Genomic DNA, 25039 nt, shown 5'->3' with positions numbered 1-25039 from the left:
GGGAACAGGCAGGAATGTTTGATCCTGACATCCCCTGACGGCGTGTTCGCCGTCAGGCTACCGGCGTGAATCGAGTGCTCAGATTGCACCGCTCATCGTGTTGCAATCCGAAAGCTTGCCGCTCTTGTAGCCGCGCGCCAGCCAGGTCTGCCGCTGCTGCGAGGTGCCGTGGTTGAAGCTTTCCGGCACGACATAGCCCTGCATCTTCTTCTGCAGCGTGTCGTCGCCGATCTGCTTGGCGGCGTTGAGCGCGCTTTCGAAATCGCCCTGCTCCAATATGCCCTTCTGCCCGGTGTAGTGCGCCCAGACACCGGCGAAGCAGTCGGCCTGCAACTCGATACGCACCGACAGCTGGTTGGCATCGGCTTCGCTCATGCCTTGCCGCATCTGGTTGAACTTGCCCATGATGCCGGTGAGATTCTGCACGTGGTGACCGACCTCATGCGCGATCACATAGGCACGGGCGAACTCGCCGGAAGCGCCGAACTGCTGGTCGAGCTGCTGGAAGAAGGTCATGTCGAGATAGACCTTGTGATCGCCCGGACAATAGAACGGTCCGGCAGCCGCGGAGGCAAAGCCGCAGGCGGAGCGGACCTGGCCGGAAAACAGCACCAGCTTCGGGTCTTCATAGGTCAACCCCTGCGACTTGAAGATGCCGGTCCAGGTATCCTCGGTCTCGGCGAGCACGGTCGCCACGAACTGCTTCATCTCGTCATTGGCGGGGGCGGTCCCGCTGTCCTGGCCGCCGCTGTTGTCGGTGATCTGGCCACCACCGCCGGGCAGCAGGCCACCGTCGCCGCCGCCCAGGATCGCTGAGGGATCGAAGCCGAAATACCATCCGGCCAGCACCACCAGGATGACGAGGATGATGCTACCGCCGCCGCCGGTGCGACCGCCGATCGGCAGGCGGAATTGGCCGCCGCCTCCTATCCCGCCGCCGCCGCCCTCGCTGCGGTCGTCCTCGATATTGTCACTCTGACGACGGCCTTTCCAGAGCATGGCAACTCCCCGTGATGTAAACGTCCCCGTTGCTCCGGCAGGCCGGCTCAACCCAACAAACAATTATCCCAATGGTTGCACCAAGTCACAGTATTTTTCAGCGCCCGCGTGACTGCTTCAGAGCACTGGCCGTGACCGGCGAACGCCTGTAGCATCGCCGCAACGGGAGGGGCGCGTGAGACTGAAGACGATCGGTCGATTCCTGTCGCTGCTCGCGACCCTGCTCTGTCTTGGCGTCATGGACGCCGACGCGGTGACGCTCGATTCCAGCGTTGCCGTCACCGATCCCGCCACCTTGCAGGCGCTGGAGCGTGACGGTCTTTCGATCAGCCGCCTGCTCGGGCCGGCACTCGGCCTTACCCGCGAGGTCGACAATCGCGGCCTGTTTTCGGTGCCGGCGCTGGCCACGGTGCGCGACACGGTCAAGCTCAAGATCGCCGAGGAGCCGAAGACCAGCCCCGATCCCTATGTCGCCGCCATGGCGAAATCGAAGGACACCAGCCAGAAATTCAATCCGAGATACATCGACGACGACGGCTCTACGCTCGACCTGACTGGCATCGTCAACCGCATGGACCGTGGCTATCTCGGCCACACCGAATGCGGTGAGATCAGGCTGATCTACCGCTTCCACTATTCGGTCGCGGAAAAGTCGGCCAAGGGCAAGCCAATCGGGGGGAAGACTGCGCAGCGCATTTCCTCACGCCTGCCGTTGACCATGAGCCTGGTGTTCAACGCCAAGCCAAGGCAGGCGCAGGCCCGCGCCTCGAAGGATCTGCCTGATACCACCGATGTGTCCTGCGCCGACGTCGCCAACCGCTGGCTGGCCGCCGGTCAAAAGGATCTGCCGCCCGACCAGCTCGCCGCCTGGCTGCGCTCCGACGAAGGCCCGCTGTCGGGCGCCATGCTGAACTCCTCGCAGATCATGCGGCTCGAACTCAACATGCAGGTGCTCAGACTGTCGGCCTCGACGCGGCGCGATTTCGGCGGCCACGCCGAGTACCTCCTGAAGATCTTCAAATGGAATCCGGCGACCTCGAGCTTCTACGAATCGAGGATGGAGAACCAGATCGATCGGGCGACGGTGCTGGCCGACAAGCCGGCCTTCGCCAAATGGCTGCTCACCGACCGCAACATCTATGACCTCGACCATGGCCGGCTGGTCATCGACGAAAGATTCCTGGCCAAAAGCGCCGTTTCGGTCGCGCCTGGAGGCCTCAGCCGCTCGCAGAATAACATCGCCTATGGGCTGGTCGACGATGCCGATATCGACAAGGCGCTGAAGGACTATGTCGCCCGGGGCAATACGCTCGCCACCATCAAGTCCGTGGCCGGCTTCGACCTGCGGCTGAACGAGATGAGCTGCACCGGCTGCCACCAGACGCATGGCATCGCCGGCTTCCACTACACCGGCGCCGACCCGGCCAGCGAGCCGCGCCGCAACGCCGTCTTCGTGCCTGGCTCGGCCGTCTTCTTCGCCGACCTGCCGCGCCGCCGCGCCATTGTCGAGCAGTTCGCCGCCGGCGGTCATCCGGATTTCACCAGAGGTTTCGCCGCCCGTCCCGACCAGAAATATGCCGAGGCGCTGAAGGGCACCGACCTCTACAATGGCTGGGGCTCGATCTGCTATAGCGGTAAGGACGCAAGCTTCGAGGACTGGACCTGCGGCGCCGGCCTGCGCTGCGCCGGCGTCCATGAAAGCGCCATCCACCCGGGTTTCGGCACCTGTGTCAGCGAGAAGGGCAGCGCGGTCGGCGACCCCGTCGAGTTCGGCGAGATCAAGATGTCGACATGGGGCAGCGACCAGTATTGCCGTCTGTCGCCGGCCACCGCCAAGGCATGCGCCATCGACCCCGCACGCGACAAGAAACCGGTGGTGAAGCTCGCCGGTTATGGCGCGGCGCGTCAGCGCTACGACAATCCCGACCAGAAGACTGGCGGCTTTCCCGGCGGCATGCTGCGCAAGGCGACCTGCGACAAGCTTCCCGACGAGGCCACCTGCGGCCGGCTGGCCAAGACCGGCTTCAACGACTGCATCGCCTCGGGCAAGGATCACAAATTCTGCACTAGGGAATTCACCAAGACCGCCGGCCTGCGCGCCTGCGACAAGGCGCATCCCTGCCGCGAGGACTATATCTGCACCGCCGGCTATGACGATCTGGCCGAAGCCAAACCTGGCGAAGGCACCTGCATTCCGCCCTATTTCATCTTCCAGTTCCGCGTCGACGGCCATCCCAGAAGCTGGGTGCAGGATGTTCGCGAGTGAACCAACCCTGCATCGCGCAACGGACTTACCCCTTCTGCTTAGCGCCGGCGCTCTTGCCGTCCGAGCTTTTCGAACGCTCCTCGAAACGCGCCGCGCCCTTCTTCAGGGGGTGACCGATCTCGGCCTCGGTCTTGCGCTCGTCCTTCGCAGCCGCCTGCTTCAATCCGCTGGCCGCCTGCTTGCCCTTCGCCGTCGGTGCCTGTTCAATGCCCATCGCTTCCTCCCTTGGCGCGCGACATCGCGCGCTCCCAGGAGCAACGTGCATGACATCGGACGGTTCCGGCGGCTCGGGGAGCGGCTGGCGCGGCTCAGCGCGCCGTCATCGCCTTGCGGAACGCTTCCAACGTCTCGGCGCTGACATGGTGCTCGATGCCCTCGGCATCGATGCGCGCCGTCTCCGCGCTGACGCCGAGCGAGCGCAGGAAAGCTTCCACAGTCTGGTGGCGGATGCGGCTTTCCTCGGCGACCTTGCGGCCGGCCTCTGTCAGGAACACGCCGCGATAGGGTTTTCTCGACACCAGCCCGTCGGCGCACAACCGCGTCAGCATCTTGGCCACGGTCGGCTGGGCGACGCCGAGCCGTGCGGCGATATCGACCTGGCGCGCCTCGTTGCCGTCCTCGATCAGATCGGCGATCAGCTCGACATAGTCCTCGACCAGCGCGCTGCGGCGCGCTTGGCGCTGCTGCCGGAATCCTTCCGAATGGACGTCGGCGTCAGGCAGTGGCTCGCGCGGGACCGGTCTGTTCTTCAGCGCCAATGCGCGCTCCTCCTCGGGAGTTTAGCCGTTGCTGCTTTATAGCACGGGCTCTGATTCTTCAGGCCGTTTATTTGCATTCCCCCATAGGCGCAACCGGCGTTCCCAATTGCCTCTGTCACCAGCGCTTCGAGGTATCGGATAAAAAGCACATACAATGAAATATAGCATATTGCATAATGTTGAGCCATGGCATAGGTTATGGACATTCCCCGGACGTGTCGGAAAGCCTTTCCATGTCAGAAGCAGAAGCCACAGCCTCCCGTTCCGCATGGCGCTTCGCCAGGCGCGACGAGGACGACCAGCCCAGCCTGCGCGAGGTCAATTCTTCGATCGCCGTGCCGAGTTCGGGCGTTTGGCTCCGCCGCCTGTTCGCCTTCATGGGCCCCGGCTACATGGTTTCGGTCGGCTATATGGACCCCGGCAACTGGGCCACCGACCTCGCCGGCGGCGCGCAGTTCGGCTACACGCTTCTGTTCATCATCATGCTGTCCAACCTGATGGCGATCCTGCTGCAGGCGCTGGCCGCGCGGCTCGGCATCGCCACCGGCCGCGACCTCGCCCAGGCCTGCCGCGCCTACTACCCGCGCCCGGTCAATTTCGTGCTCTGGATCGCCTGCGAGCTCGCCATCATCGCCTGCGATCTCGCCGAAGTCATCGGCACCGCGATCGCGCTGCAGCTGCTGTTTGGCATTCCGCTGATTGGCGGCGCTATGCTGACGGCGCTCGACGCCTTCCTGGTGCTGCTTTTGATGAACAAGGGCTTCCGTTATCTCGAAGCCTTCGTCATTGCACTGCTGATCATCATCTTCAGCTGCTTCGCCATCCAGATCTTCGTCGCCGCGCCGCCGGCCGGCACGATCCTGCATGCGATGTTCGTGCCGTCCTCCGAAATCGTCACCAACCCTGCGATGCTCTACATCGCCATCGGCATCATCGGCGCCACGGTGATGCCGCACAACCTCTATTTGCACTCCTCTATCGTGCAGACACGTGCCTATGAGCGCACCGAAAAGGGCAAGCGCGACGCCATCAAATGGGCGACGACCGACTCCACCATCGCCCTGATGCTGGCGCTGTTCGTCAATGCCGCGATCCTGATCGTCTCGGCGGTCGCCTTCCACGAGACCGGCCATCACGACGTCGCGGAGATCGGCCAGGCCTTCGAACTGCTGTCGCCGCTGCTCGGCCTCGGCATCGCCTCCATCCTGTTTGCCGTGGCGCTGCTGGCGTCGGGCCTGAACTCGACGGTGACGGCGACGCTCGCCGGCCAGATCATCATGGAAGGGTTCCTGCGCCTGCGCATCCCCAACTGGGCGCGCCGGCTTTTGACCCGCGGCCTCGCCATCATCCCGGTGGTGGTCGTCACCGCGCTCTACGGCGAAAAGGGCACCGGCCAGTTGCTGGTGTTCAGCCAGGTGATCCTGTCGATGCAGTTGCCCTTCGCGGTGGTGCCGCTGGTGCAGTTCGTCTCCGACAAGAAGAAGATGGGCAATCTCGCCATTCCGCGCGCTGTCGCGGCCCTTGCCTGGGTGGTCGCGGCGATCATCCTGGTGCTGAACTTCAAGCTGCTCTACGACACGATGTTCGGCGGCGGCTGAGGTCTCACCGGCAGTTCGCACGTTCCTGAGCATGATCCGCGAAAGATCGCCGGCCCGTGCTATCTTCCGTATTGGCATGAGCAATATCGAGGATATCAGGAAATTCTACGCGCGGCTGATGGCGGCCAATGCCGCCTCGCCAGACCCGCGCCTGGAAGAGGTGTTCGCCGAGGTGCCGCGCGAAGCCTTTCTTGGCCCAGGGCCGTGGACGATCATCGCCGGCAACGGCAAGGTCACGACGCCGAGCGCCGACCCGGCGCACCTCTACCAGAACGTGCTGGTGGTGCTCGATGCCGACAAGGGCATCAACAATGGCGAGCCGTTCCTGCACGCCATGTGGATCGGAAAGCTGGCGCCGAAGCCGGGCGAGGCCGTTTCTCATATCGGCGCTGGTACCGGCTACTACACCGCCTTGCTGGCCAGGCTGGTTTCACCTGGCGGCACCGTCACCGCTTTCGAACTCGACGGGAGGCTGGCCGACCTGGCACGCAAAAATCTCGAAGCCTGTGGCAACGCGACGGTCGTCCATGGCGATGCCGTGACCGCGCCCTTGCCGCCATCCGATATCATCTATGTCAACGCCGGCGTCGTCGCCCCTCCGGCCGGATGGCTGGAGGCGTTGCGCCCAGGCGGCCGCATGATCTTTCCCTGGCGCCCGGCCGAGCGCGTGCCGCTGGCCGTGATGGTGACCCGTACCGAAAAGGGCTTCGCCTGCGATCCCTTTATGCGCTCCTGGTTCATCCCATGCTTCGGTGCCTCGGTTGCGGAGCTTGCCGCAAAAATTCCGACCCGTGACGAGGCGACGCGCAGCCGCTCGATCTGGCTGACCAGCGACAGGACACCGGACCGCACCGCCACCGCGATCTTCAGCGACGTCTGGTTCTCGTCGAAAGGTCTCGATGCGGCACCGCGCGCCAGACCCCGGAAATGACGGAGCGCCGCCAGGAATTTCGCTTGCCCTGTCGGATTGGCCGCCGATCGCCCGTCCTTGGGGCTGGAATCCGGCCACGACGGCATGGATTGGAGAAACGGGAGCATTCGAATGAGAAAGATCATCGCAGCCACCTTCGTCAGCCTCGACGGTGTCATGCAGGCGCCCGGCGGTCCGCAAGAAGATCCGGTCGGAGGCTTCAAGTTCGGCGGCTGGACCTTCCACTACTTTGACGAGGTGGGGGGCGCGGCGATGGATGAACTCTTCTCCAAGCCCTTCGCCCTGCTGCTCGGCCGCAGAACCTACGACATCTTCGCCGCGTACTGGCCGTATCAGAAGGATCCGATCGCGGACGCCTTCAACCCCGCAACCAAATATGTGGCGACCCACCGGCCGGACACTTTGACCTGGCAGAACACGCAATGGCTTGGGGAAGATATCGTCGCGGCGTTGCGCCGCCTCAGCCAGGAGGATGGACCGGACCTGCTCATCCAGGGATCTGGCAATCTGATCCAGACGCTACTCGCCAACGGGCTGATCGACGAGATCCGGCTGATGACCTTCCCGCTGTTGCTGGGCAAGGGCAAGCGCCTGTTCGGCGATGACGCGATCCCGGCCGCCTTCAAGCTCGCCAAATCGCAGACCACCAGCACCGGCGTCATCATCGCCACCTACGAGCGCGCGGGCGAGATCGAGGTCGGCTCGTTTGTCACGGGAGAGCCATCCGAAGCGGAGATCGAGCGGCGGAAGAACTGGAGGTAAAATGTCTGACATGGCGCCAAGCTGGAACACCCCTCATCCGACCGAGCTCCGCTCGGCCACCTTCTCCCACAAGGGGAGAAGGTGGAGCCTGGCACATGCGGCTCAGCCAATCACCAGCGTCGGCGATTGGCACGGACATTCACGCCATCTTTCCTTCTCCCCTTGTGGGAGAAGGTGGATCGGCGCGCAGCGCCGAGACGGATGAGGGGTGCTCCAGCGAAGTGAGGCGTTCAAGCCGCAACCTGCCGCCGCGCCAACCCATCGCGGATGTACCGTGCAAAATCCTGCGCCGCCGGGCCGACGCCATGCCTTGGCAGATGCAGGTTGATGGCAAAATTGGGCAGCGGCGGCAGGCCCGACTCGAACGGCAGGATGTCGAGGTCCGGAGGCACGGTCGAGGCGAGCCAGGCGGTGACGGCAAGGTCGGAGCGCACCGTCGCCGTCGTCGCGTCGATATTGCCGTTCTCGAACACGGTGCGCCATTCCAGTCCATGTTCGTTGAGCGCCGAAAGCACCGCCGGGCGGAAGGCGCAGGTGTCGGCGACGATCGAAACCGGCAGCGGCCGCTTGGCGCGGGCAACGCCACCCCTCGCGCCGACCCAGACCAGCCGGTCGACGGCGAGGCATTCGCCCGCCGTGGGTCCGACCCGCTCCTCGATCACCGCAAGGTCGATGGTTCCTCCGGCAAGGGCCGTGGCCAGTTCCGGCGACGAGGCGCAGACAAGCGAGATCTCGACCTGCGGATAGGTCTCGGCATAGGCCTTCAGCACCGGCGCCAGCAAGGTGCCGACGAGATCGTAGGGCACGCCGAGCCGCACCTGGCCGGCGACAGCACTTCCCGCCATCTCGGCCCAGATCTCGTCGTTGAGGTTGAGCAGGCGCTTGGCCTTGTCGAACAGCCGCTCGCCGGAGCGCGTCAGGCGCAGGCCGCGCCGGTCGCGCTCGAAAAGGCTGCAGCCGAGCGTGTCCTCCAGCCGCTTGACCTGCTGGCTGACGGCGCCCTGCGTCAGATGCAGCGCGTTGGCGGCCGCCGTCATGCTCGCCTTGTCGGCCACGGTGACGAAGGTGCGCACCAGCGCGGTATCGAGATTGCGGATCATCCCAGCATTATAAACGCTAATGTCATGCATCGCAAACATTGCATTTACTGATATTGGCTCAAGTTTACCATGGAGCCTCCGACGAAGGACGCCCCATGCTCCAGCCCATACTGCCGCTCATCCTGTTTGCCTTCGTGGCCACCGCCACGCCGGGCATCGCCACGACCTTGTCGACCGCCTCGGGTGCGCAGTTCGGCTTTCGCCGGTCGGTTCCGCTGATGATCGGCAGCGCCGCCGGCCTCGCCACGGTGACCGCGGCCGCGGCCGCCGGCCTTGCCGGTCTGCTGCTTGCGGTGCCCTCGCTGCAATTGGCGATGAAGGTGATCGGCTCGCTCTATCTCCTGTGGCTGGCGCTCAAGATAGGCCGCGCCGGGCCACCCAATCTCGATGTGACGATGGCCAGGCCGAACAGCTTTCTTGGCGGCGCCGGCATCCAGTGGATGAACCCAAAGGGCTGGGCGATGGGACTGGGCGCGGCGGCCTCCTTTGCAGCCCTTGCCGATGGGCCTGGACAACTCGCCTTGCTGCTCGGCTCGACCTTCGGCCTCGCCGCCGCCATCTCGCTGTCCGTCTGGTGCGTCGCCGGCATGGTATTGGCCCGGCTGCTCAAGACCGAATGGCAATGGCGCGCGCTCAACATCGCGCTGGCCCTGGTGCTGGCCACCTCGATCGTTCCGATGTGGCGGTCGGCTTAAAGCTGCGATTGGGTCGGGAAGGTCGGCGCCAGTCCCCCACCCGGACCTTTGGTCCGACCTCCCCACAAGGGGGAGGTAGGGAGCGCAGCTCTTCCGCCCCCACAACACCGCTGTTGTATGGGCAAACAAGGCGCGGTCCTCACCCTCCCCCTTGTGGGGGTCCGAAGGACGGGCGAGACCAGTGGCTTGCCCCGGCAAGTCGCTGCGAAGCAGCGGGGTGGGGGTCCTGGTTTGCAAAGCAAACCAGCTTCTCCAACCAGCCCTCAAACCCCGTAGCGCGCTGCCGGCTTGTCGGCGTGCAGGCTGCCGTAGAAGGCTTGCCGGGCGCCGAGGAACGTGTCGAGCTTGGCGGTATCGGCAAGTGCGGGCACGGTGACGGCTTCGCCCCTGGCCAGGCCGACAAGGGCGGCATCGACCATGTCGTCGGCGGTCATGATGATCTCCTTCGGAACGTTAGCGATATCGGTGCCGGCAAGTTCCCAGAAATCGGTCCGGGTCGCGCCCGGCAGCACCGCCTGCACCTTCACATTGGTGCCCGCGACCTCACGGTGCAGGGCCTCGGTGAAGTTGACGACATAGGCCTTGGTGCCACTGTAGATGCCGCCGAAGGAGGTGTCGAAGGCGAGCACCGAGGCGATGTTGACGATGCCGCCGCGGTTGCGTGCCAAAAGCCCCGGCAGCACGGCGCGGGTTAGGCGCGTCAAGGCGATGGTGTTGACCTTGATCATGCGCTCGGCCGCGTCGACGTCGGCGGTGGCCACGACGGCCTGACCGCCGATGCCTGCATTGTTGACCAGCAGCGTGATGCTTTCGTCGGCTGTTACAGCTTGCTCGACGCGGCGCACATCATCGTCGTTTGCAAGATCGGCGCTGATCACGCTGACCTTGCGATCGTAGGCATGGCGCAACTTTTCAGCCAATTCTTCCAGCCGGTCGGCGCGTCGCGCCACCAGCACAAGATCGTAGCCCTGGCCGGCGAGCCGGTCGGCATAGACGGCGCCGATGCCGGACGAGGCGCCGGTGACGACCGCCGTGCCCTTGTTGTTTTCTGCACTCATTATCCTGCTCCTTGTTTCGACCAATGGTTCGTTTCGACCCGTGTTGCCGGGCTCCGTGGGCAATCGCCCTCGCCTTCACCAAAGTCGCTCAACTCAATAGTGGCATATGCCACTATCAACGAAGTAGGCATATGCCACTATCTTGTCAATGATCTCAACGGGGATTATTTGTCAGGCTGCGACGGACATCATGTCTCTGCCGCGAGGACCTATCATGCCGAAAGACGCCCTGCCCGGCCTTAATCTTTGCAACAACGCCATGCTGCGGCGTGCGACGCGCAAGCTCGGCCAATTCTATGATGATGTACTGGCCCCTTCGGGGCTCAAGGCAACACAGCAGGGCCTGCTCTACCAGATCCATGTCGGCAACGAGCCGGCAATGGGCGCCCTTGCCGCTGCCCTTGTCATGGATCTGTCGGCGCTCGGCCATACGCTGAAGCCGCTGATCCGCGACGGCTACCTCGAAACCTTCGCCGACAAGGATGACCGCCGCATCAAGCGCGTCCGGCTGACGCCGTTGGGCCTTGTCAAGCTCGATGAGGCCGTGAAGCTTTGGGAAGTCGCCCAGCGGCGATTCGAGGATCTGGTCGGCAAGGAACAGGCGGCGAAGCTGCGCGCGGTGCTGGATGACATCGCCGCGCTGGATTTCGATCTGCCGTCGGCCACCTGAGGCAGCCGACGGCTTTTCGCAGACCTTATTCCGCGGGCATCGCCACTGGCTTGGCCAACATCCGGCCGGCCAGCACGATGCCGAGCCCGACAATCGGGAAGGCAGCCGCCACCAGGCCGAGGTCGGCCGGCGCGCCATAGCGCAGCACGGCGCCGCCGACCACGGCGCCCAGCGCCACGCCGAGATAGAGCGCCGAGGCATTGAGCGACAACACGATCGGGGCGGCATCTGGCGCCAGCTTGATGATGCGGCTGGCCTGCGCCGGCGGGAACGCCCAGCCGACGATGCCCCACGGCACCATCATGCCCATCAGCGCCGGTCCGGCAATGTTGTGCGGCAGGAAGGTCGGAATCAGCGAGAAGGTGACCAGCATCGCCGCGCTCAGGGCCAGCGACCAGGCAACGGTGCGCGTCGCGCCGAAGCGGTCGGCGGCCTGGCCGCCGGCGACATTGCCGATGACGGCGCCGACGCCAAAGGCGAGCAGCATGCCGGGCAACGCCAGTGGGCTGAGCCCACCACCTTCGATAGCCAGGGGCGCGATGAAGGCGAAGACGGTGAAGGCGCCGATCAGGGCGAAGACCGTCGTCAACAGGATCGGCATGACGCCGGGACGCAGTGCCGCCGCCAGTCGCCGTTTCAGCGGCAGCTTGGTGCCGACGATCCCGCGCGGCAGCCGATACCACAGGATGGCGCCGGCCAGCGCGCCGAGCCCGGCGATGGCAAAGAAAGTGCCCCGCCAGCCCGCGACCGTGGCAACGAGCGCACCGAGCGGCGCGCCGAGCGCAACGGCCACCGTGGTGCCGCCGACGACGACGGCGATGGCGCGGGCGCGGTGGTGGTCATCGACCAGCGCCACCGCCGTACCCTGCGCGGTCGCCGCGAACAGGCCCGACGACAGCGCCATGATGATGCGCGCGATGAGCAGCACTTCGAAGGACGAACTCAAGGCGGCGGTGATGTTGCCGACGACGAAGAACACCAGCGTCCACAGAATGACGCGGCGCCGGTCCCATTCGCCGGTCAGCGTCGCCAGGATCGGCGTGCCGATCGCATAGGCGAGCGCGAAGGCAGTGATCAGCGTGCCCGCCAGCGGGATGGAAATGCCTGCATCCCCAGCGATGTCGGGCAGAAGGCTGGAAATGACGAAGCCCTCGGTCGAGATCGTGAACGATCCGAGCGCGAGCCAGAAGAGACGCTTATCCATGGGGAAGTGTCCTTAGTTCAAAAGTTATTGAACAATTGGACATAACGGAGCATGATGTCAATGAAGCCAGCGGAAAATAGCTGAACCATCCTGACAGCCTGTGTCAGCACAAAAGGTCAGCACGGGTCGAAAAGGGAGAAACAGTGTGTACGGGCAGGCGAGGACGGATGCGTTGAAATCGGCCCGAACTGCGCTTAGGTTTCCAGCCATGACGCTGCCCCACCCCAATACGGACCAGATCAGCCTGCCCATCGTGCTCGGCGTGCTCGGCGACCCGACGCGGCTTGCCATCGTGCGCTATCTCGCCAGCAAGGAAGGCGTACCGCTGAACTGCAGCCGGTTCCTCGATCTCGGTTCGAAGACGAATTTGAGCTATCACCTCGCCAAATTGCGCGAGGCCGGCGTCACCCGCACCGAAGTGGTCGGCACCAACCGGATGATCACGCTGCGCCGCGCCGACCTCGACGCCCGCTTCCCCGGCCTGCTCGACAGTGTCATCGCCGCGGCTGGCAACTCTGCCCTTCCAGCGGTCGGCGGCCCCGACATCGAAGTGCCGGCGTAGCCTCAAGACTCGATCAGATGGCTGACCAATGGCCAAGTTGGGTGGAAAGTCCACGTCGCTCGATGAGCACATTCTCGGGAATCGGACTTTCGAGCCAGGAGTGATCGATGCGTAGCTCTCAAATGGAAAAATACGTCTGGGCGTCGATCCTATATTACGCTGTGGCCGTGGTGGCGTCTGTGCTTCTTGTAGCCGCTTGTATGAGCGGCCTTGGCGTCGCGTGGACCCTGATTGCAATATTCGGATATTTTGCGCTGATTGCATCTCTTAATATCTGGCGACGCAGAAGGCACCCACGAAGCCTGTACCAGATAGAATTGACCAAATGGCGGTTGGACAGCTAGTCGCCAGTGCAACCTGCCACGCAGCCAGATACTTTTGAAGGGCCTACCGCGTCTTTCGGCCCGACGCCTCTACTGCTATTTCGCGAAATAGCTCGCCACTCGTAGTCTAAGGTTCTGGCGCCCCTAGCGCTGCCAAAAGCCGATATGCGGCGCGAGAAGCTCCTCCTCCATCTCTGGGAAAGGGCCGTGGACCTCGACCGGTTTCTGCCCGGAGCCAAGGACCGTGCGCGACGCGAGGTTCATCGTCGGGTTCTCGGCATGGTCGCCAGTCAGCGCCAGAAGCTTGGTCTCCTCGAAGCCGTAGACCAGCCGGCCGATATTCGCCCAGTAAAGCGTTCCGGTGCACATCGCGCAGGGCTCGCCGGTCGAGACCAGCGTGCAGGACCAGAGGAATTCCGGCGGATAGGCGTCCGCGGCACGCCGGGCGAGTTCGGTTTCGGCGTGGCGCACGGTGCTGATGTTGCCTTGCCGCATGAGGATGCGATCGTCGGGACCGACGAGCACACAACCGAAAGGATGGTGCCCGTGCGCGGCGGCGTCGCGCGCGACATCATTGGCAGCGCGCAGGTGGGCGAACATCCGGTCGCGGGTCATCGCCTGGTGCCTTTCGAGGCTGTCTAAGCGGATATTCCCATCTTAACTTCGGGACGACGTGGACGCTAGCAGATGGCGTGCTTCCGCGATAGCCACGGGTGGGCTGCCCAGTGGTCCCAGCCCTAACGATCTCAAGAGCCTGATAGCAACAACCGGGGCTTGATAGTTAAGGCGGGGGCTTGATAACGAAGACGGGCCGGAAAGGCCTCCAACGGGGCCGCGCCAAGGGAGCCCGCCGCATGCGCATAGCCGTCCTCGCCGATATCCACGGCAACATACTGGCGCTGGATGCCGTGCTGGAGGATTTGGCGCGGCGTGGCGGCGCCGATCTCACCGTCAATCTCGGCGACAGCGTTTCCGGCCCACTCTGGCCGCGCGAGACGTTTGCAAGGCTGCAGGCGCTGAACCTGCCGACGGTGCGCGGCAACCACGACCGCCGCGTCGCGGCCGACCCTCCCAATGACGAGATGTGGCCCTCGGACGTCTACGCGCAGGAGCGGCTGACGCAGCCGCAGCGCGAGGCACTCTTCGCGCAACCCCTCACCCTCGATATCGCACCCGGCGTCGTCGCCTTCCACGCCCGCCCCGATCATGACGAGAAATATCTCACCGACGTGATCGTCGATGGCCAGTTGGTGCGCGCGCCGCTGGCGGCGATCCGGCGCCGGCTGACGGCGCTCGACCCGGCCTGCCGTATTGCGCTGTGCGGCCACAGCCACCGCGCCGAGCTGGTCCGTGTTCCCGATGGCCCAGTCATCTTCAATCCCGGCAGCATCGGCTGTCCCGCCTATGACGATTCAACGCCGCCGGCGCATGTCTCCGAGCAGGGCTCGCCGCACGCCCGCTACGGCATCGTCACCTTGGGCGGCGCCGGCCTGCCCGACCGTTTCGAGACCATCGCCGTGGACTACGACCACGAAGCGGCCGCACGGCAGGCCGAGCAGGCGGGACGGCCGGAATGGGCCCACGGCTTGCGCACCGGCTTCATGCCGTAAACCACGCCAGCCATCAACCGGCACCAGCTTCGCCACAATTTTCGGACTTACATGGCGGCCGATCGTCCCTTATAAAACCGGCCGGGCATGCGGCGGGACTGTCGCGGCATGATGTTTCGAATATCGGCGCACGGCCAAATGATGAGGCGCACAGTTACGCTCCGAACAAGTTTGCAGGCGCTGATTGCCGTTCCGCTGCTGATCGCGGCGTGGCCGGCCGTTGTCCCTGCCCATGCCGAAGACTTCATTTCGGTCGTCACCGGGCTTGCCCCCGACGACCTGCTCAATATTCGCGCCAAGCCATCGGCGATCGGCAAGACCGAGGCCCGCCTGGCCGGCGGCGCAAGCGTACGCAACCTCGGCTGCAACGACATTGACGGGCATCCCTGGTGCAAGGTCGAGTCCGAAAATCCCAAGGCCACCGGCTGGGCTCCCGCGCGCTATCTCGTTCCTCTCAATCCGGCAACCGTGTCCGATCTGGACCAGGCGGCGGACGCGCCTGCCGGCGATGCCGCCGCCCCTCCGCCAACGCCTGATCTGACGGCACGGCTGGGCGAGGCGGCTCACGCCGCCGAACTGCCGGTGAAATCCGTTGCCGAGACCGCCATGCAGGATGCCTATGGCCTGGCTCTGGTGGCTGCGACCCCGCCGGCCGGGGCGGTTGCCGACCCCGCCGCGGCTGCACCCGTCGATAAGCAGACCGTCGCGGAACTCCCGCCCCAGCCCGACGCTCTTGCCTCTGGCGGCGGCATCGGTATTCCCTGCGCCCGCAAGGTCGGCCAGCCGATGACGCGGTGCGCGGCAACCGTCCTGCACAAGGGCACCGACAAGGCCGAAGTGACCGTGACCTGGCCCGATGGCGGCAGGCGCGTCATCGCCTTCGACGCCGGCCGGCCGGCTGGCTCGGACGCGGACGGCAATTTCCGCTTCACCCGCGAGGGCAGCCTCAACATGATCCGCATCGGCGAGGCCGAGCGTTTCGAGATCACGGATGCGGTGGCGTTCGGAACAAAGGGAATAGGGCAGTAAGGCAGTAAGGCAGTATGTGAAGTTGCATTGACTGCTCCCCCTACTGCCCTACTGCCCTACTGCCCTACTGCCCTACTGCCCTACTGCCCTACTGCCCTACTCCCCTACTGCTCATTTTCGGGGTTACATCCGACAAAACTCTTCCCTATAAGGCCCTCCTAGCCTGATACCAGAATCGCAAGCACAACCGGCCGGGTCTTCCCGTCCCGGTTTTTCGTGTAAGCCGCTCGCCGAACGGAATCCGAACCCATGCCAAGACGCACTGACATCAAGTCGATCCTGATCATCGGGGCCGGCCCCATCGTCATCGGCCAGGCCTGCGAGTTCGATTATTCCGGCACCCAGGCCTGCAAGGCGCTCAAGGAAGAAGGCTTCCGCGTCATCCTGGTCAATTCCAACCCGGCCACCATCATGACCGACCCGGAACTGGCCGACGCCACCTATATCGAGCCGATCACGCCTGAAGTGGTCGCCAAGATCATCGCCAAGGAGCGGCCCGACGCGCTGCTGCCGACCATGGGCGGCCAGACCGCTCTCAACACCGCTCTGTCGCTGCGCCGCATGGGCGTGCTCGAGCGTTACAATGTCGAGATGATCGGCGCCGACGCCACGGCGATCGACAAGGCCGAGGACCGCGCGCTGTTTCGCGAGGCGATGAGCAAGATCGGCCTGGAAACGCCGAAGTCGATGCTGGCCAACGCCACCGACGTCAAGAACGCCGACCGCAAGACCCATGAGGCCGAGCGCGCCGCGCTCAAGGCCGAGAAGCCGGCCGATCTCGATACCGCGCTCGATGCGCTGGAGACACGCTGGAACCTCGGCGAAGGCGACCGCAAGCAGCGCTATATCAGCCATGCAATGGCGATCGCCGCCCAGGCGCTCGACCATGTCGGCCTGCCCGCCATCATCCGCCCCTCCTTCACCATGGGCGGCACCGGCGGCGGCATCGCCTACAACCGCGCCGAATTCTACGACATCGTACAGTCCGGCCTCGACGCCTCGCCGACCACCGAAGTGCTGATCGAGGAAAGCGTGCTCGGCTGGAAGGAGTATGAGATGGAGGTTGTCCGCGACAAAGCGGATAACTGCATCATCGTCTGCTCAATCGAGAACATCGACCCGATGGGCGTGCACACGGGCGATTCGATCACCGTCGCCCCGGCGCTGACCTTGACCGACAAGGAATACCAGATGATGCGCAACGCCTCGCTCGCGGTGCTGCGCGAGATCGGTGTCGAGACCGGCGGCTCCAACGTGCAGTTCGCCGTCAACCCGGCCGATGGCCGCCTGGTGGTGATCGAGATGAACCCGCGCGTCTCGCGCTCCTCGGCGCTCGCCTCCAAGGCGACTGGTTTCCCGATCGCCAAGATCGCCGCCAAACTCGCCGTCGGCTACACGCTGGACGAGCTGGAGAACGACATCACCGGCGGCGCCACGCCCGCCTCGTTCGAGCCGTCGATCGATTACGTGGTGACCAAGATCCCGCGCTTTGCCTTCGAGAAATTCCCCGGCGCCGAGCCGGTGCTGACCACCGCCATGAAGTCGGTCGGCGAAGTGATGGCCATCGGCCGCACCTTCCAGGAATCGCTGCAGAAGGCGCTGCGTGGACTGGAGACCGGCCTCACCGGTCTCGACGAGATCGAGATCCCCGGTCTCGGCCACGGGGCGGCAGTTGCCAGCCATGTCGACGACCGCAACGCCATCCGCGCCGCCTTGGGCACCCCAACGCCGGACCGGCTGCGCATGGTGGCGCAGGCGATCCGCATGGGCACCTCGCTGGAAGATGTGCACGCCATGTGCAAGATCGACCCGTGGTTCCTCGAACAGATCGCTGGCATCCTGGCCATGGAAGCCCGCATCCGCGAGCACGGCATCCCGCAGGACGCCGTCAATCTGCGCATGCTGAAGGCGATGGGCTTCTCCGACGCACGCCTCGCGTCGCTGACGAAGACCGACGCCGAAGTGATTCAGAAGATTCGCGAAAAGCTCGACGTTCATCCAGTTTATAAACGCATCGACACCTGCGCCGCCGAGTTCGCCTCGCCGACCGCCTACATGTACTCAACCTATGAAGTGCCGTTCGCAGGCAGCCTCGCCAACGAGGCCCAGGTGTCGTCGCGCAAGAAGGTCGTCATCCTCGGCGGCGGGCCGAACCGCATCGGCCAAGGCATCGAGTTCGACTATTGCTGCTGCCACGCGGCCTTTGCACTGCGCGACGCCGGCTATGAAGCGATCATGATCAACTGCAACCCCGAGACCGTGTCGACCGACTACGACACCTCGGACCGGCTCTATTTCGAGCCGCTGACGGCCGAGGACGTGCTGGAGATCCTGCGCGCCGAACAGGCCTCGGGAGAGCTGGTCGGCGTCATCGTCCAGTTCGGCGGCCAGACACCGCTGAAGCTCGCGGATGCGCTGGAGAAGGCCGGCATCCCGATCCTCGGCACCTCGCCCGACATGATCGATCTGGCGGAGGACCGCGACCGCTTCCAGAAGCTGCTGCACAAGCTCAACCTCAGCCAGCCGAAGAACGGCATCGCCTATTCGGTCGAGCAGGCCCGCCTCGTCGCCGGCGAGCTCGGCTTCCCGCTGGTGGTGCGCCCGTCCTATGTGCTGGGCGGCCGCGCCATGCAGATCATCCATGACGAGAGCATGCTGCAATCCTATTTGCTCGACACCGTGCCCGGCCTGGTGCCGGAGGACATCAAGCAGAAATACCCCAACGACAAGACCGGCCAGATCAACACGCTCCTGGGCAAGAACCCGCTGCTGTTCGACACCTATCTCAGTGGCGCCATCGAGGTCGATGTCGACTGCCTCTGCGATGGCAAAGCGACCTTCGTCTCCGGCATTCTCGAACACATCGAGGAGGCCGGCATCCATTCGGGCGACAGTGCCTGTTCGCTGCCAGTCCATTCGCTGCCTTCCGAACTGGTCGACGAGCTGGAGCGCCAGACGGCCGCACTTGCCCGCGCGCTCAATGTCGGCGGGCTGATGAACGTGCAGTACGCGATCAAGGACGGCACGGTCTATGTGCTGGAGGTCAACCCGCGCGCGTCACGCACCGTGCCCTTCGTTGCCAAGACCATCGGCCGTCCGATCGCCAAAATCGCCGCCCGCATCATGGCCGGCGAGAACCTGGAAGACGCCTTCGCCCATTACGGCGCCATGCCCGACCCCAGGAACCCCGGCCACATCGCGGTCAAGGAAGCCGTCTTCCCCTTCGCCCGCTTCCCCGGCGTCGACATATTGCTCGGCCCGGAAATGCGCTCGACCGGCGAGGTCATGGGCCTAGACCGCGACTTCGCGCTGGCCTTCGCCAAGAGCCAATTAGGGGCCGGCGTCGACCTCCCCCGCTCCGGCACGCTGTTCGTCTCGGTGCGCGACGAGGACAAGAAAGGCATCTTGCCGGCAGTGAAACGCCTCGCCGGCCTCGGCTTCAAGGTGCTGGCGACCTCCGGCACCCAGCGCTTCCTCGCCGAAAACGGCGTCGTCGCCGAAAAGATCAACAAGGTGCTGGAAGGCCGCCCCCACATCGAAGACGCCATCCGCAACCGCCAGGTCCAGATCGTCTTCAACACCACGGATGGCCAGAAGGCGGTGTCGGACTCGAAGTCGCTGCGGCGAGCCACGCTGATGCAGAAGGTGCCGTATTACACGACGCTGTCAGGTGCGGCGGCGGTGGCGGAGGCAATTGCGGCGCTGAAGGCGGGGAGCCTGGAGGTTCGGCCGCTGCAGGAGTATTTTGCTTGAGGACTGGAGATGCCAATCACGAACCCTGTTTTCGATTGGGGAGTTAACAACATTCTCGCGAAGCGGGCGGTATCTGTCTGTGCTATTTTAACCGAATCACCCGAGTATAAGGTTGACAGCTAAACGAGAACAAAGTAGGAACAACGGGTGGGATCGCACTAGATGACCAACCAACGGGTGCGAGATCCTTTGCATGATTTGGTTCCCTTCTCCAATTCTGAGCTTGAGAAAACCTTATGGAGTGTCATTCAAACTAGACCGTTTCAGCGCCTTCGGCGTGTAAAGCAGCTTGGCTTTTCCGATCTGGTATATCCTGGCGCGAGTCATTCGCGCTTCGCCCATAGTGTTGGCGTGTTCCATACCGCTCGCCAGTTGATGGAGATCATAAAGTCTTCAAAGGCGGAACAAGATAGCAAACAGCAACGAGCGCTTGCGGCGGCACTCGTTCATGACCTCGGACACGGCCCTTTCAGCCATGCTTTCGAAAAGGTGGGGAAAAGGCTCGGGTTAAAACTGTCCGACCATGAGAATATGAGTGATACGCTTGTTCGAGATAGCGAGGTTTCCGCAAAGCTCAATGAGCTCGGGAGCGGCTTTGCAAATGACGTAGCAGACATACTGAAAAAGGACGGCGTTAAGACCGTCGACCATGCGATCGTCTCAAGTCAGTTTGATGCTGATCGCCTTGATTATATGAGGCGCGACCGCCTCATGACCGGTACACAGCATTCTGCCATCGATTTTCCTTGGCTGTTAGCGAATTTGGAAATCGGCTCTGTGCCGTTTGGCGTTGACGAGACAAAACTCGGAGAAATTGAGACATTCGTTTTGGGTCCAAAAGCTATATATGCTGCGGAGCAGTTTGTATTAGGACTTTTCCAACTATATCCAACTGTTTACTTTCATAAGACAACAAGAGGCGCGGAAAAGATTTTCACTGAGCTCCTAGTTCGGATTGTCGAGCTGGTTAGAGATAATAAGATTAAGTCTACCGGCCTCCCTAGAAATCATCCATTGGTCGAATTTTCTCGGCATCCAGAAAGCATTTCAGCCGCCCTCAATTTGGATGATACTGTAGTGTGGGGAGCATTCTCACAGCTGTCAGAATCGACCGACGAACTTATCGCTGAGTTCTCAAAGCGACTCCGCGATAGAAACCTTTATAAGTGCTGTGACGTCAGAATTGAAGTCGCGCACTCCATTGACCCAAAGGTCGACGGAGGAGACGACGCTATTGAAGCAATCGATAGATGCTGTGCCTCCATTAACGAGAGATTGACCGAGTGGTCAGAGAAAAACAGCAAGCTTCGGCCCAGATTGCTATTCGATGATGAAAAAAGATCTCCCTACAAGCCGGTAAGTCAATCGAAGGGCCCGCTAGACCGTATAAACATCCGCACTGCGGGTGGCTCTCTCGTGGATTTGGCAGAGCGTTCCAGTGTTGTAGCAGCCTTAAAGACGTTTAAGCTATACAGAGTATACGCAGATCGGGAAGACGCGGAAGCAAAAGATGCCATTGAGAAAATCAAGGCAGAGGAGATGGAAAAATGTCACGCGCTGAAGCTCAGAGAGCACAGGAAGTTATTAGAGACGCAGGAGGCAGAGTAGTTGGTCGCACTCGTCTGCAGAAGATCGCCTATATACTGACAGCCTCCGGCTTAGATAACACATTTAGTTTTTCTTATAAGCATTACGGTCCGTTTAGCGAAGAACTGGCTACAGCTGCCCGAGAGGCTCAGTTGCTTGGGCTCGTGAACGAGACAGAGCACGTAGCCGGCTGGGGTGGAAGCTATTCAGTTTTTCAAGTTAATCAGGCAGCTGCCCCAGAGGGGGTATCAGAAGCACGGCTTAGTTTGGCCAGACTTGCTGCTCAAGCGGATGCAGCGGCATTGGAACTGGCGGCCACAGCTCTTTTCCTTTCAAAAGAAGGGGTCGCTCATCCGTGGGAAGAAACAGAACGGCGCAAGCCGGAAAAGGCAACTCAAGGCCGTTTGCAGGCAGCAAAAGCTTTGTACCAACAGTTTCGTCAGATTGTTGCACCGGAGCCTTGGCCAAACATTCCGTGAGCCTGACGTTGGGGTTTCGGCGACCATGTCTCCGCGCCGATGCGCCGCGTTCTCATGATTGAGCGGTGCCCTCAAGCCACCGCCACACACTCAATCTCGATATCAAACTCCATCGGCCAAGACGCCACCGGCACAAAACTCCTCGCCGGTGGGTTCACGCTGAAATACCGGGCATAGACCCGGTTAATCGCGTTGTAGAAGCCGGAGTTGACGGCGTAGATGCGCACTATCACCACATTGTCCAGCGAGGTGCCCGCCGCTTCCAGGCAGTGTTTCAGCGCCTTCAGCGACGCCTCGGTCTGCACCTCGATGTCGCCGCGCACCATCTCGCCGGTCACCATGTCCACCGGGGGCGTCGCCGAGATGAACACGAAGCCGTTGGCCTTCACCGCTGTCGAACAGGGCAGGCCGAGTGAGCGCACCTTGTCCGACATGACAGGCACTTCGATGACTTCTTTTTTCATGGTGGTGCTCCCTGGGGTTGGCAGGAGCTTATCGCGCTGCCGGCCGAACACCAGCGCAGTTCTTCCTTCTCCCCCTGTGGGAGAAGGAAGGAAGAAGCCCTCACCCCTGCCCCGGATACGGCGTGCCGTCCTTGTGCAGAAACCGTCCGTCGGAACTCGGGCTCATCATGTCGATGTCGGAGCAGGTGATGACGTCGTCCGGATTGCGCGAGCCGACCTCGAGGTAAACAGCCGTCGTCGCCGAGCGGTTGATCATATGGTGGCCGTTGCCGCTGTTCTTGGCGAAGGCAGCACTATCGCCGGCCCTGAGCAGCGTCTCGCCGCCATCCTCGACCAGCGTCAGTTCCCCTTCCAGCACGTAGACGAGTTCGTCCTCATGGTTGTGCCAGTGGCGCTGGCTCGACCAGCCGCCGGGCGGGAGCGTCATCAGGTTGACGCCGAAATCGGTGAGCCCGCCGGCGTCACCCAGGCGGCGCCGCGTGCGGGTGGCGCAGGGGGCATCGAAGGGCGCGGGGTAGCCGGAGCCTTTGCGGACGGGCACGGTGGCGAGGTCGATCTTGGGCATGGGTGCTTCCTCGGGGATTGATGGCGGCTAGTCTAATGCGCCGCTGGCGCAGGCACAGAGCCATCTCCGCGGCGCTTGGTTGCCAAGGACTAGAGCACATCCTGTTTAATCTGGGTCATATCCTGCGGCCTTGAAGTAGTTTGCGCATTCGGCTGGTGTGAACTGGTCGAGGATCGAACCGACGGCGTCCCACAGGGCGTTGATGGTTCTCTCGGCTTTGGCGCGCATGAGAGCCTTGAGTTTTGAGAAGGCGTTTTCGATCGGATTGAAGTCGGGCGAGTATGGCGGCAGGAACAATAGCTTGGCGCCGACCTGTTCGATTGCCTCTCGCACGCCTGCCGCCTTGTGCGCCGGCAGGTTGTCCATCACGACGACGTCGCCCGGCGCCAGGGTCGGGACCAGGACCTGATCGACATAGGCAAGGAACACACTGCCGTTCATGGCACCGTCGTAGACGAATGGTGCGGTCATACCCGTCAACCTCAGCGCGCCGGTGAAGGTGGTCGTCTTCCAATGGCCGTGCGGCACGCCGGCCCGGCAGCGCTCACCGCATGGCGCACGTCCCCGCAGACGGGCCATCTTGGTCGACAGCCCGGTCTCGTCAATGAAGACGAGCTTCGCCGGATCGAGATCGAGTTGGCCGTCGAACCAGGCGCGGCGGCGCTTCAGGATGTCGGGGCGGTCCTGCTCCAGTGCGTGTGCGGACTTTTTTTGAACGTCCACCCGTGGCCGCGAAGCCATGCGCTCAAGGCGCTGCGGCTGATCCGCACCGACCGCTCGCCTTCCAGCCGCTCTACCATCTCGTTCAACGTGATGTCCTTGCGCTCATCGATCAGCCCGACGATGAAGGCTTCATGCGCATCGAGGCTGGACGCGCGGCGGCGGCCTTGCGGCCGCGGCGCCAGTTCGCCGATCTTCGCCCGCGCGATCCAGCGGATCGCACTCGATATCCCGACCCCAAACCGCGCCGCAGCCTGCCGGGCCGACATGCCCGCGTCAGACGCCTTCAGGACCCGCAGCCGGAGATCCTCGCTCAGTGATCTTCCCATCATCCACCTCACCAAAGTGGATGTTGAATCATCTGCCAAGGCCGCCGTCACATCACAATCGATTCATCGATCACAGGACGTGCTCTAGCATCCGCCGTCGCGCTCTACGGCGCCTCCCTCTGTCCTGCCGGACATCTCCCCCTCAAGTGGGGAGATGGCAGCTTTGCCGACGCGCCATTCTTTTAAACGTCGAAGACTGGCGAAACCCGGGATGATGGCCGATCTCCCCACTTGAGGGGGAGATGTCCGGCAGGACAGAGGGGGGCCTCGTAGGGGACCGACCATGGACCGTTCGCGGAATCCATGCACCGCCGCAAAGCCGCTCCTAATGACAACACCCATACTGCAGCTGCTCATCCCAGTTCGGCCTTCCCTCCGGGGTAAAATCCATCAGGTTCCACAGGATCTCGCAGGTGCCGATGGCGCGCGGGTCCTGGCCGGGGTCGGTCGGCGCGAAGCCGAGTTCGGACGACCAGAAATGGCGGATAGCGTCACCATCGCGGTGGAACACCGAGAGCAGCGGGAGTTGCGCGCCGTCGGCCGTCTCCGCATTGTAGTCGCGCTTGAAGCTGTTGTTGGCCGACGACAGCAGCCGCATGTTCTTCCAGGCGCGATCACGGCCGAGCGTCACCAGGTTTTCCAGCGCGGTCTTGGCCACCACGGCGAAGTTGAAACCGGCGGCCTCGAGATGCCCGACGGCGCCGTCGAACTGGTCGAGCAGCGCTGTGCAGGACGGGCATGGCTGGTCCGGCCGGGCGAGCTTGGCCGTGCCGCCGCTGGTGGCGACATCGCGCGTTTCCTGCGGATGGCGGGGAAACATCATTTGATAGAGGATGAGGGTGTCCTTCCCAGGCGCGAACAGCTCCGACAGTTTGACCTTGGCCGGCTTGCCATCGGCGCCCAGCGCATCGAAGACATAGTCCTGGCGGATCAGCCCGCCCGGCGGCAGCGCGCGGCGTGCCTCGGCCACGGCTTCCATGGCGCGGCGCAGCTCGATTTCCTTTTTCAACAGCTTTTCGCGGGCGGTACGGTATCTGGCGGATTCGTTGGGAAAGGTGATCATGGTGGGCTCCTTGCGTCGTAGCGCCGGCGTCCCGGCGCGGTTGCTCTGCGACCCAAGGACGTTTTGCGACGACCGGGCCCGACAATTTGTACGGGGCGGCATACCATTGTATCTGTTCGCCACCGCGCTCCGGGGACATCCATGCAAGAAGACGACGAGATCGACCTGCGCTGCCCGCAAGTGGTGGCCGACAATGCCGCCAAGGGCCTCCGGCTGCGCCAGCAGTTCGGCCGTGGCGGCACCGAGATCGGTGTCGCGCGGGCGACAGAACTGAAGAACCGCGAGAAGCTCGCCCCTTCCACCATCCGGCGCATGGTCAGCTACTTCGCCCGCCACGAGGTCGACAAGCGCTGCAAGAACTACGGCAACGAGCAAAACCCCTCGGCAGGCCACATCGCCTGGCTGCTGTGGGGCGGCGACGAAGGCCGCGCCTGGGCGCTGGAGCTCAAGAAGAAGATCGGCAACGCGCCCGATATTTGACCGACAACCGGGCCGTCACCCCCCGACAGGCAAG

Annotated in this window: 24 protein-coding genes; 13 read left to right on the top strand and 11 right to left on the bottom strand. The window is 63.4% G+C overall.

The window, feature by feature from the left end:
• Positions 1 to 78 precede the first annotated feature (78 nt).
• On the bottom strand, positions 79 to 999 hold the full coding sequence (ypfJ, locus tag AC0NIH_RS12035) for a KPN_02809 family neutral zinc metallopeptidase (RefSeq protein ID WP_473469348.1): 921 nt from the start codon (positions 997 to 999) through the stop codon (positions 79 to 81).
• Positions 1000 to 1174: 175 nt separating this feature from the next.
• On the opposite strand from ypfJ, the gene AC0NIH_RS12030 reads away from it, so the two are divergent.
• Entirely contained in the window at positions 1175 to 3265 is a 2091-nt protein-coding gene (locus AC0NIH_RS12030) for a hypothetical protein (RefSeq protein ID WP_473469350.1), read from the top strand.
• Between the two features lie 25 nt (positions 3266 to 3290).
• On the opposite strand, the gene AC0NIH_RS12025 is transcribed toward AC0NIH_RS12030, so the two are convergent.
• Together AC0NIH_RS12025 and mntR are read right to left on the bottom strand one after the other, a co-directional pair.
• Positions 3291 to 3479 (bottom strand): hypothetical protein, encoded by a 189-nt coding sequence (locus tag AC0NIH_RS12025; protein ID WP_013893618.1) that lies wholly within the window; start codon positions 3477 to 3479, stop codon positions 3291 to 3293.
• Positions 3480 to 3573: 94 nt separating this feature from the next.
• On the bottom strand, positions 3574 to 4023 hold the full coding sequence (gene mntR, locus AC0NIH_RS12020) for a manganese-binding transcriptional regulator MntR (protein WP_013893617.1): 450 nt from the start codon (positions 4021 to 4023) through the stop codon (positions 3574 to 3576).
• Positions 4024 to 4256: 233 nt separating this feature from the next.
• Here mntR and AC0NIH_RS12015 point away from each other — a divergent pair, with 233 nt between their 5' ends.
• The 3 genes from AC0NIH_RS12015 (at position 4257) to AC0NIH_RS12005 (ending at position 7314) form a co-directional block, all read left to right on the top strand.
• Positions 4257 to 5621 (top strand): Nramp family divalent metal transporter, encoded by a 1365-nt coding sequence (locus tag AC0NIH_RS12015; protein ID WP_473469354.1) that lies wholly within the window; start codon positions 4257 to 4259, stop codon positions 5619 to 5621.
• A gap of 76 nt (positions 5622 to 5697) precedes the next feature.
• Complete coding sequence (locus tag AC0NIH_RS12010) at positions 5698 to 6552, top strand: protein-L-isoaspartate O-methyltransferase family protein (protein ID WP_473469396.1); 855 nt, start codon at positions 5698 to 5700, stop codon at positions 6550 to 6552.
• Positions 6553 to 6663: 111 nt separating this feature from the next.
• Positions 6664 to 7314 (top strand): dihydrofolate reductase family protein, encoded by a 651-nt coding sequence (locus AC0NIH_RS12005; protein ID WP_473469356.1) that lies wholly within the window; start codon positions 6664 to 6666, stop codon positions 7312 to 7314.
• 230 nt (positions 7315 to 7544) lie between these two features.
• Here the strand turns inward: AC0NIH_RS12005 and AC0NIH_RS12000 are convergent, their stop codons facing one another.
• Positions 7545 to 8414 (bottom strand): LysR substrate-binding domain-containing protein, encoded by an 870-nt coding sequence (locus AC0NIH_RS12000; RefSeq protein WP_473469359.1) that lies wholly within the window; start codon positions 8412 to 8414, stop codon positions 7545 to 7547.
• A 95-nt stretch (positions 8415 to 8509) separates the two neighbouring features.
• Between AC0NIH_RS12000 and AC0NIH_RS11995 the strand changes: the two genes are divergently transcribed.
• The gene (locus AC0NIH_RS11995) at positions 8510 to 9109 is read left to right on the top strand and encodes a LysE family translocator (RefSeq protein WP_473469362.1); all 600 of its coding nucleotides are present in this window, start codon (positions 8510 to 8512) and stop codon (positions 9107 to 9109) included.
• 263 nt (positions 9110 to 9372) lie between these two features.
• On the opposite strand, the gene AC0NIH_RS11990 is transcribed toward AC0NIH_RS11995, so the two are convergent.
• Positions 9373 to 10167, bottom strand: coding sequence for an SDR family NAD(P)-dependent oxidoreductase (locus AC0NIH_RS11990; protein ID WP_473469365.1), 795 nt, complete (start codon positions 10165 to 10167; stop codon positions 9373 to 9375).
• A 214-nt stretch (positions 10168 to 10381) separates the two neighbouring features.
• Between AC0NIH_RS11990 and AC0NIH_RS11985 the strand changes: the two genes are divergently transcribed.
• Entirely contained in the window at positions 10382 to 10837 is a 456-nt protein-coding gene (locus AC0NIH_RS11985) for a MarR family winged helix-turn-helix transcriptional regulator (protein WP_473469368.1), read from the top strand.
• 25 nt (positions 10838 to 10862) lie between these two features.
• Here the strand turns inward: AC0NIH_RS11985 and AC0NIH_RS11980 are convergent, their stop codons facing one another.
• Positions 10863 to 12041 carry an MFS transporter gene (locus AC0NIH_RS11980; RefSeq protein ID WP_352712957.1) on the bottom strand — a complete coding sequence of 393 codons (1179 nt, stop codon included), beginning with the start codon at positions 12039 to 12041 and terminating at the stop codon, positions 10863 to 10865.
• A 208-nt stretch (positions 12042 to 12249) separates the two neighbouring features.
• On the opposite strand from AC0NIH_RS11980, the gene AC0NIH_RS11975 reads away from it, so the two are divergent.
• Complete coding sequence (locus AC0NIH_RS11975; RefSeq protein WP_224690502.1) at positions 12250 to 12603, top strand: ArsR/SmtB family transcription factor; 354 nt, start codon at positions 12250 to 12252, stop codon at positions 12601 to 12603.
• A 467-nt stretch (positions 12604 to 13070) separates the two neighbouring features.
• Here AC0NIH_RS11975 and AC0NIH_RS11970 read toward each other — a convergent pair whose 3' ends face one another.
• Positions 13071 to 13541 carry a nucleoside deaminase gene (locus AC0NIH_RS11970; protein WP_473469371.1) on the bottom strand — a complete coding sequence of 157 codons (471 nt, stop codon included), beginning with the start codon at positions 13539 to 13541 and terminating at the stop codon, positions 13071 to 13073.
• Positions 13542 to 13780: 239 nt separating this feature from the next.
• On the opposite strand from AC0NIH_RS11970, the gene AC0NIH_RS11965 reads away from it, so the two are divergent.
• The 5 genes from AC0NIH_RS11965 (at position 13781) to AC0NIH_RS11945 (ending at position 21384) form a co-directional block, all read left to right on the top strand.
• Positions 13781 to 14536, top strand: a complete 756-nt coding sequence (locus AC0NIH_RS11965; protein ID WP_473469374.1) for a metallophosphoesterase family protein — start codon at positions 13781 to 13783, stop codon at positions 14534 to 14536.
• Between the two features lie 138 nt (positions 14537 to 14674).
• Positions 14675 to 15565, top strand: coding sequence for an SH3 domain-containing protein (locus tag AC0NIH_RS11960; RefSeq protein WP_473469377.1), 891 nt, complete (start codon positions 14675 to 14677; stop codon positions 15563 to 15565).
• A 249-nt stretch (positions 15566 to 15814) separates the two neighbouring features.
• On the top strand, positions 15815 to 19318 hold the full coding sequence (gene carB / locus AC0NIH_RS11955; protein WP_473469380.1) for a carbamoyl-phosphate synthase large subunit: 3504 nt from the start codon (positions 15815 to 15817) through the stop codon (positions 19316 to 19318).
• Between the two features lie 162 nt (positions 19319 to 19480).
• Positions 19481 to 20926 (top strand): HD domain-containing protein, encoded by a 1446-nt coding sequence (locus AC0NIH_RS11950; RefSeq protein WP_473469383.1) that lies wholly within the window; start codon positions 19481 to 19483, stop codon positions 20924 to 20926.
• Entirely contained in the window at positions 20866 to 21384 is a 519-nt protein-coding gene (locus tag AC0NIH_RS11945) for a hypothetical protein (protein ID WP_473469385.1), read from the top strand. The genes AC0NIH_RS11950 and AC0NIH_RS11945 overlap by 61 nt, the downstream gene beginning before the upstream one ends.
• A gap of 71 nt (positions 21385 to 21455) precedes the next feature.
• Here the strand turns inward: AC0NIH_RS11945 and AC0NIH_RS11940 are convergent, their stop codons facing one another.
• The 4 genes from AC0NIH_RS11940 to AC0NIH_RS11925 form a co-directional block, all read right to left on the bottom strand.
• Positions 21456 to 21848: a Rid family hydrolase gene (locus AC0NIH_RS11940; protein ID WP_473469388.1), complete on the bottom strand. Its 393-nt coding sequence runs from the start codon at positions 21846 to 21848 to the stop codon at positions 21456 to 21458.
• A gap of 100 nt (positions 21849 to 21948) precedes the next feature.
• On the bottom strand, positions 21949 to 22413 hold the full coding sequence (locus AC0NIH_RS11935) for a cupin domain-containing protein (protein ID WP_473469390.1): 465 nt from the start codon (positions 22411 to 22413) through the stop codon (positions 21949 to 21951).
• Positions 22414 to 22518: 105 nt separating this feature from the next.
• Positions 22519 to 23462, bottom strand: a protein-coding gene (locus AC0NIH_RS11930) for an IS630 family transposase (RefSeq protein WP_474025262.1) whose coding sequence is annotated in 2 segments (ribosomal slippage) — positions 22519 to 23126 and positions 23126 to 23462 — 945 coding nt in all. Because the reading frame shifts where the segments join, the coding sequence is not laid out codon by codon here.
• A 325-nt stretch (positions 23463 to 23787) separates the two neighbouring features.
• Complete coding sequence (locus AC0NIH_RS11925; protein ID WP_473468652.1) at positions 23788 to 24525, bottom strand: DUF899 family protein; 738 nt, start codon at positions 24523 to 24525, stop codon at positions 23788 to 23790.
• 141 nt (positions 24526 to 24666) lie between these two features.
• Between AC0NIH_RS11925 and AC0NIH_RS11920 the strand changes: the two genes are divergently transcribed.
• Positions 24667 to 25005 (top strand): hypothetical protein, encoded by a 339-nt coding sequence (locus AC0NIH_RS11920; protein WP_473468654.1) that lies wholly within the window; start codon positions 24667 to 24669, stop codon positions 25003 to 25005.
• Positions 25006 to 25039: the final 34 nt, after the last annotated feature.

The organism is Mesorhizobium sp. WSM1386 (genome assembly GCF_055901595.1).
This window is presented reverse-complemented; position numbering and strand designations above follow the sequence as displayed.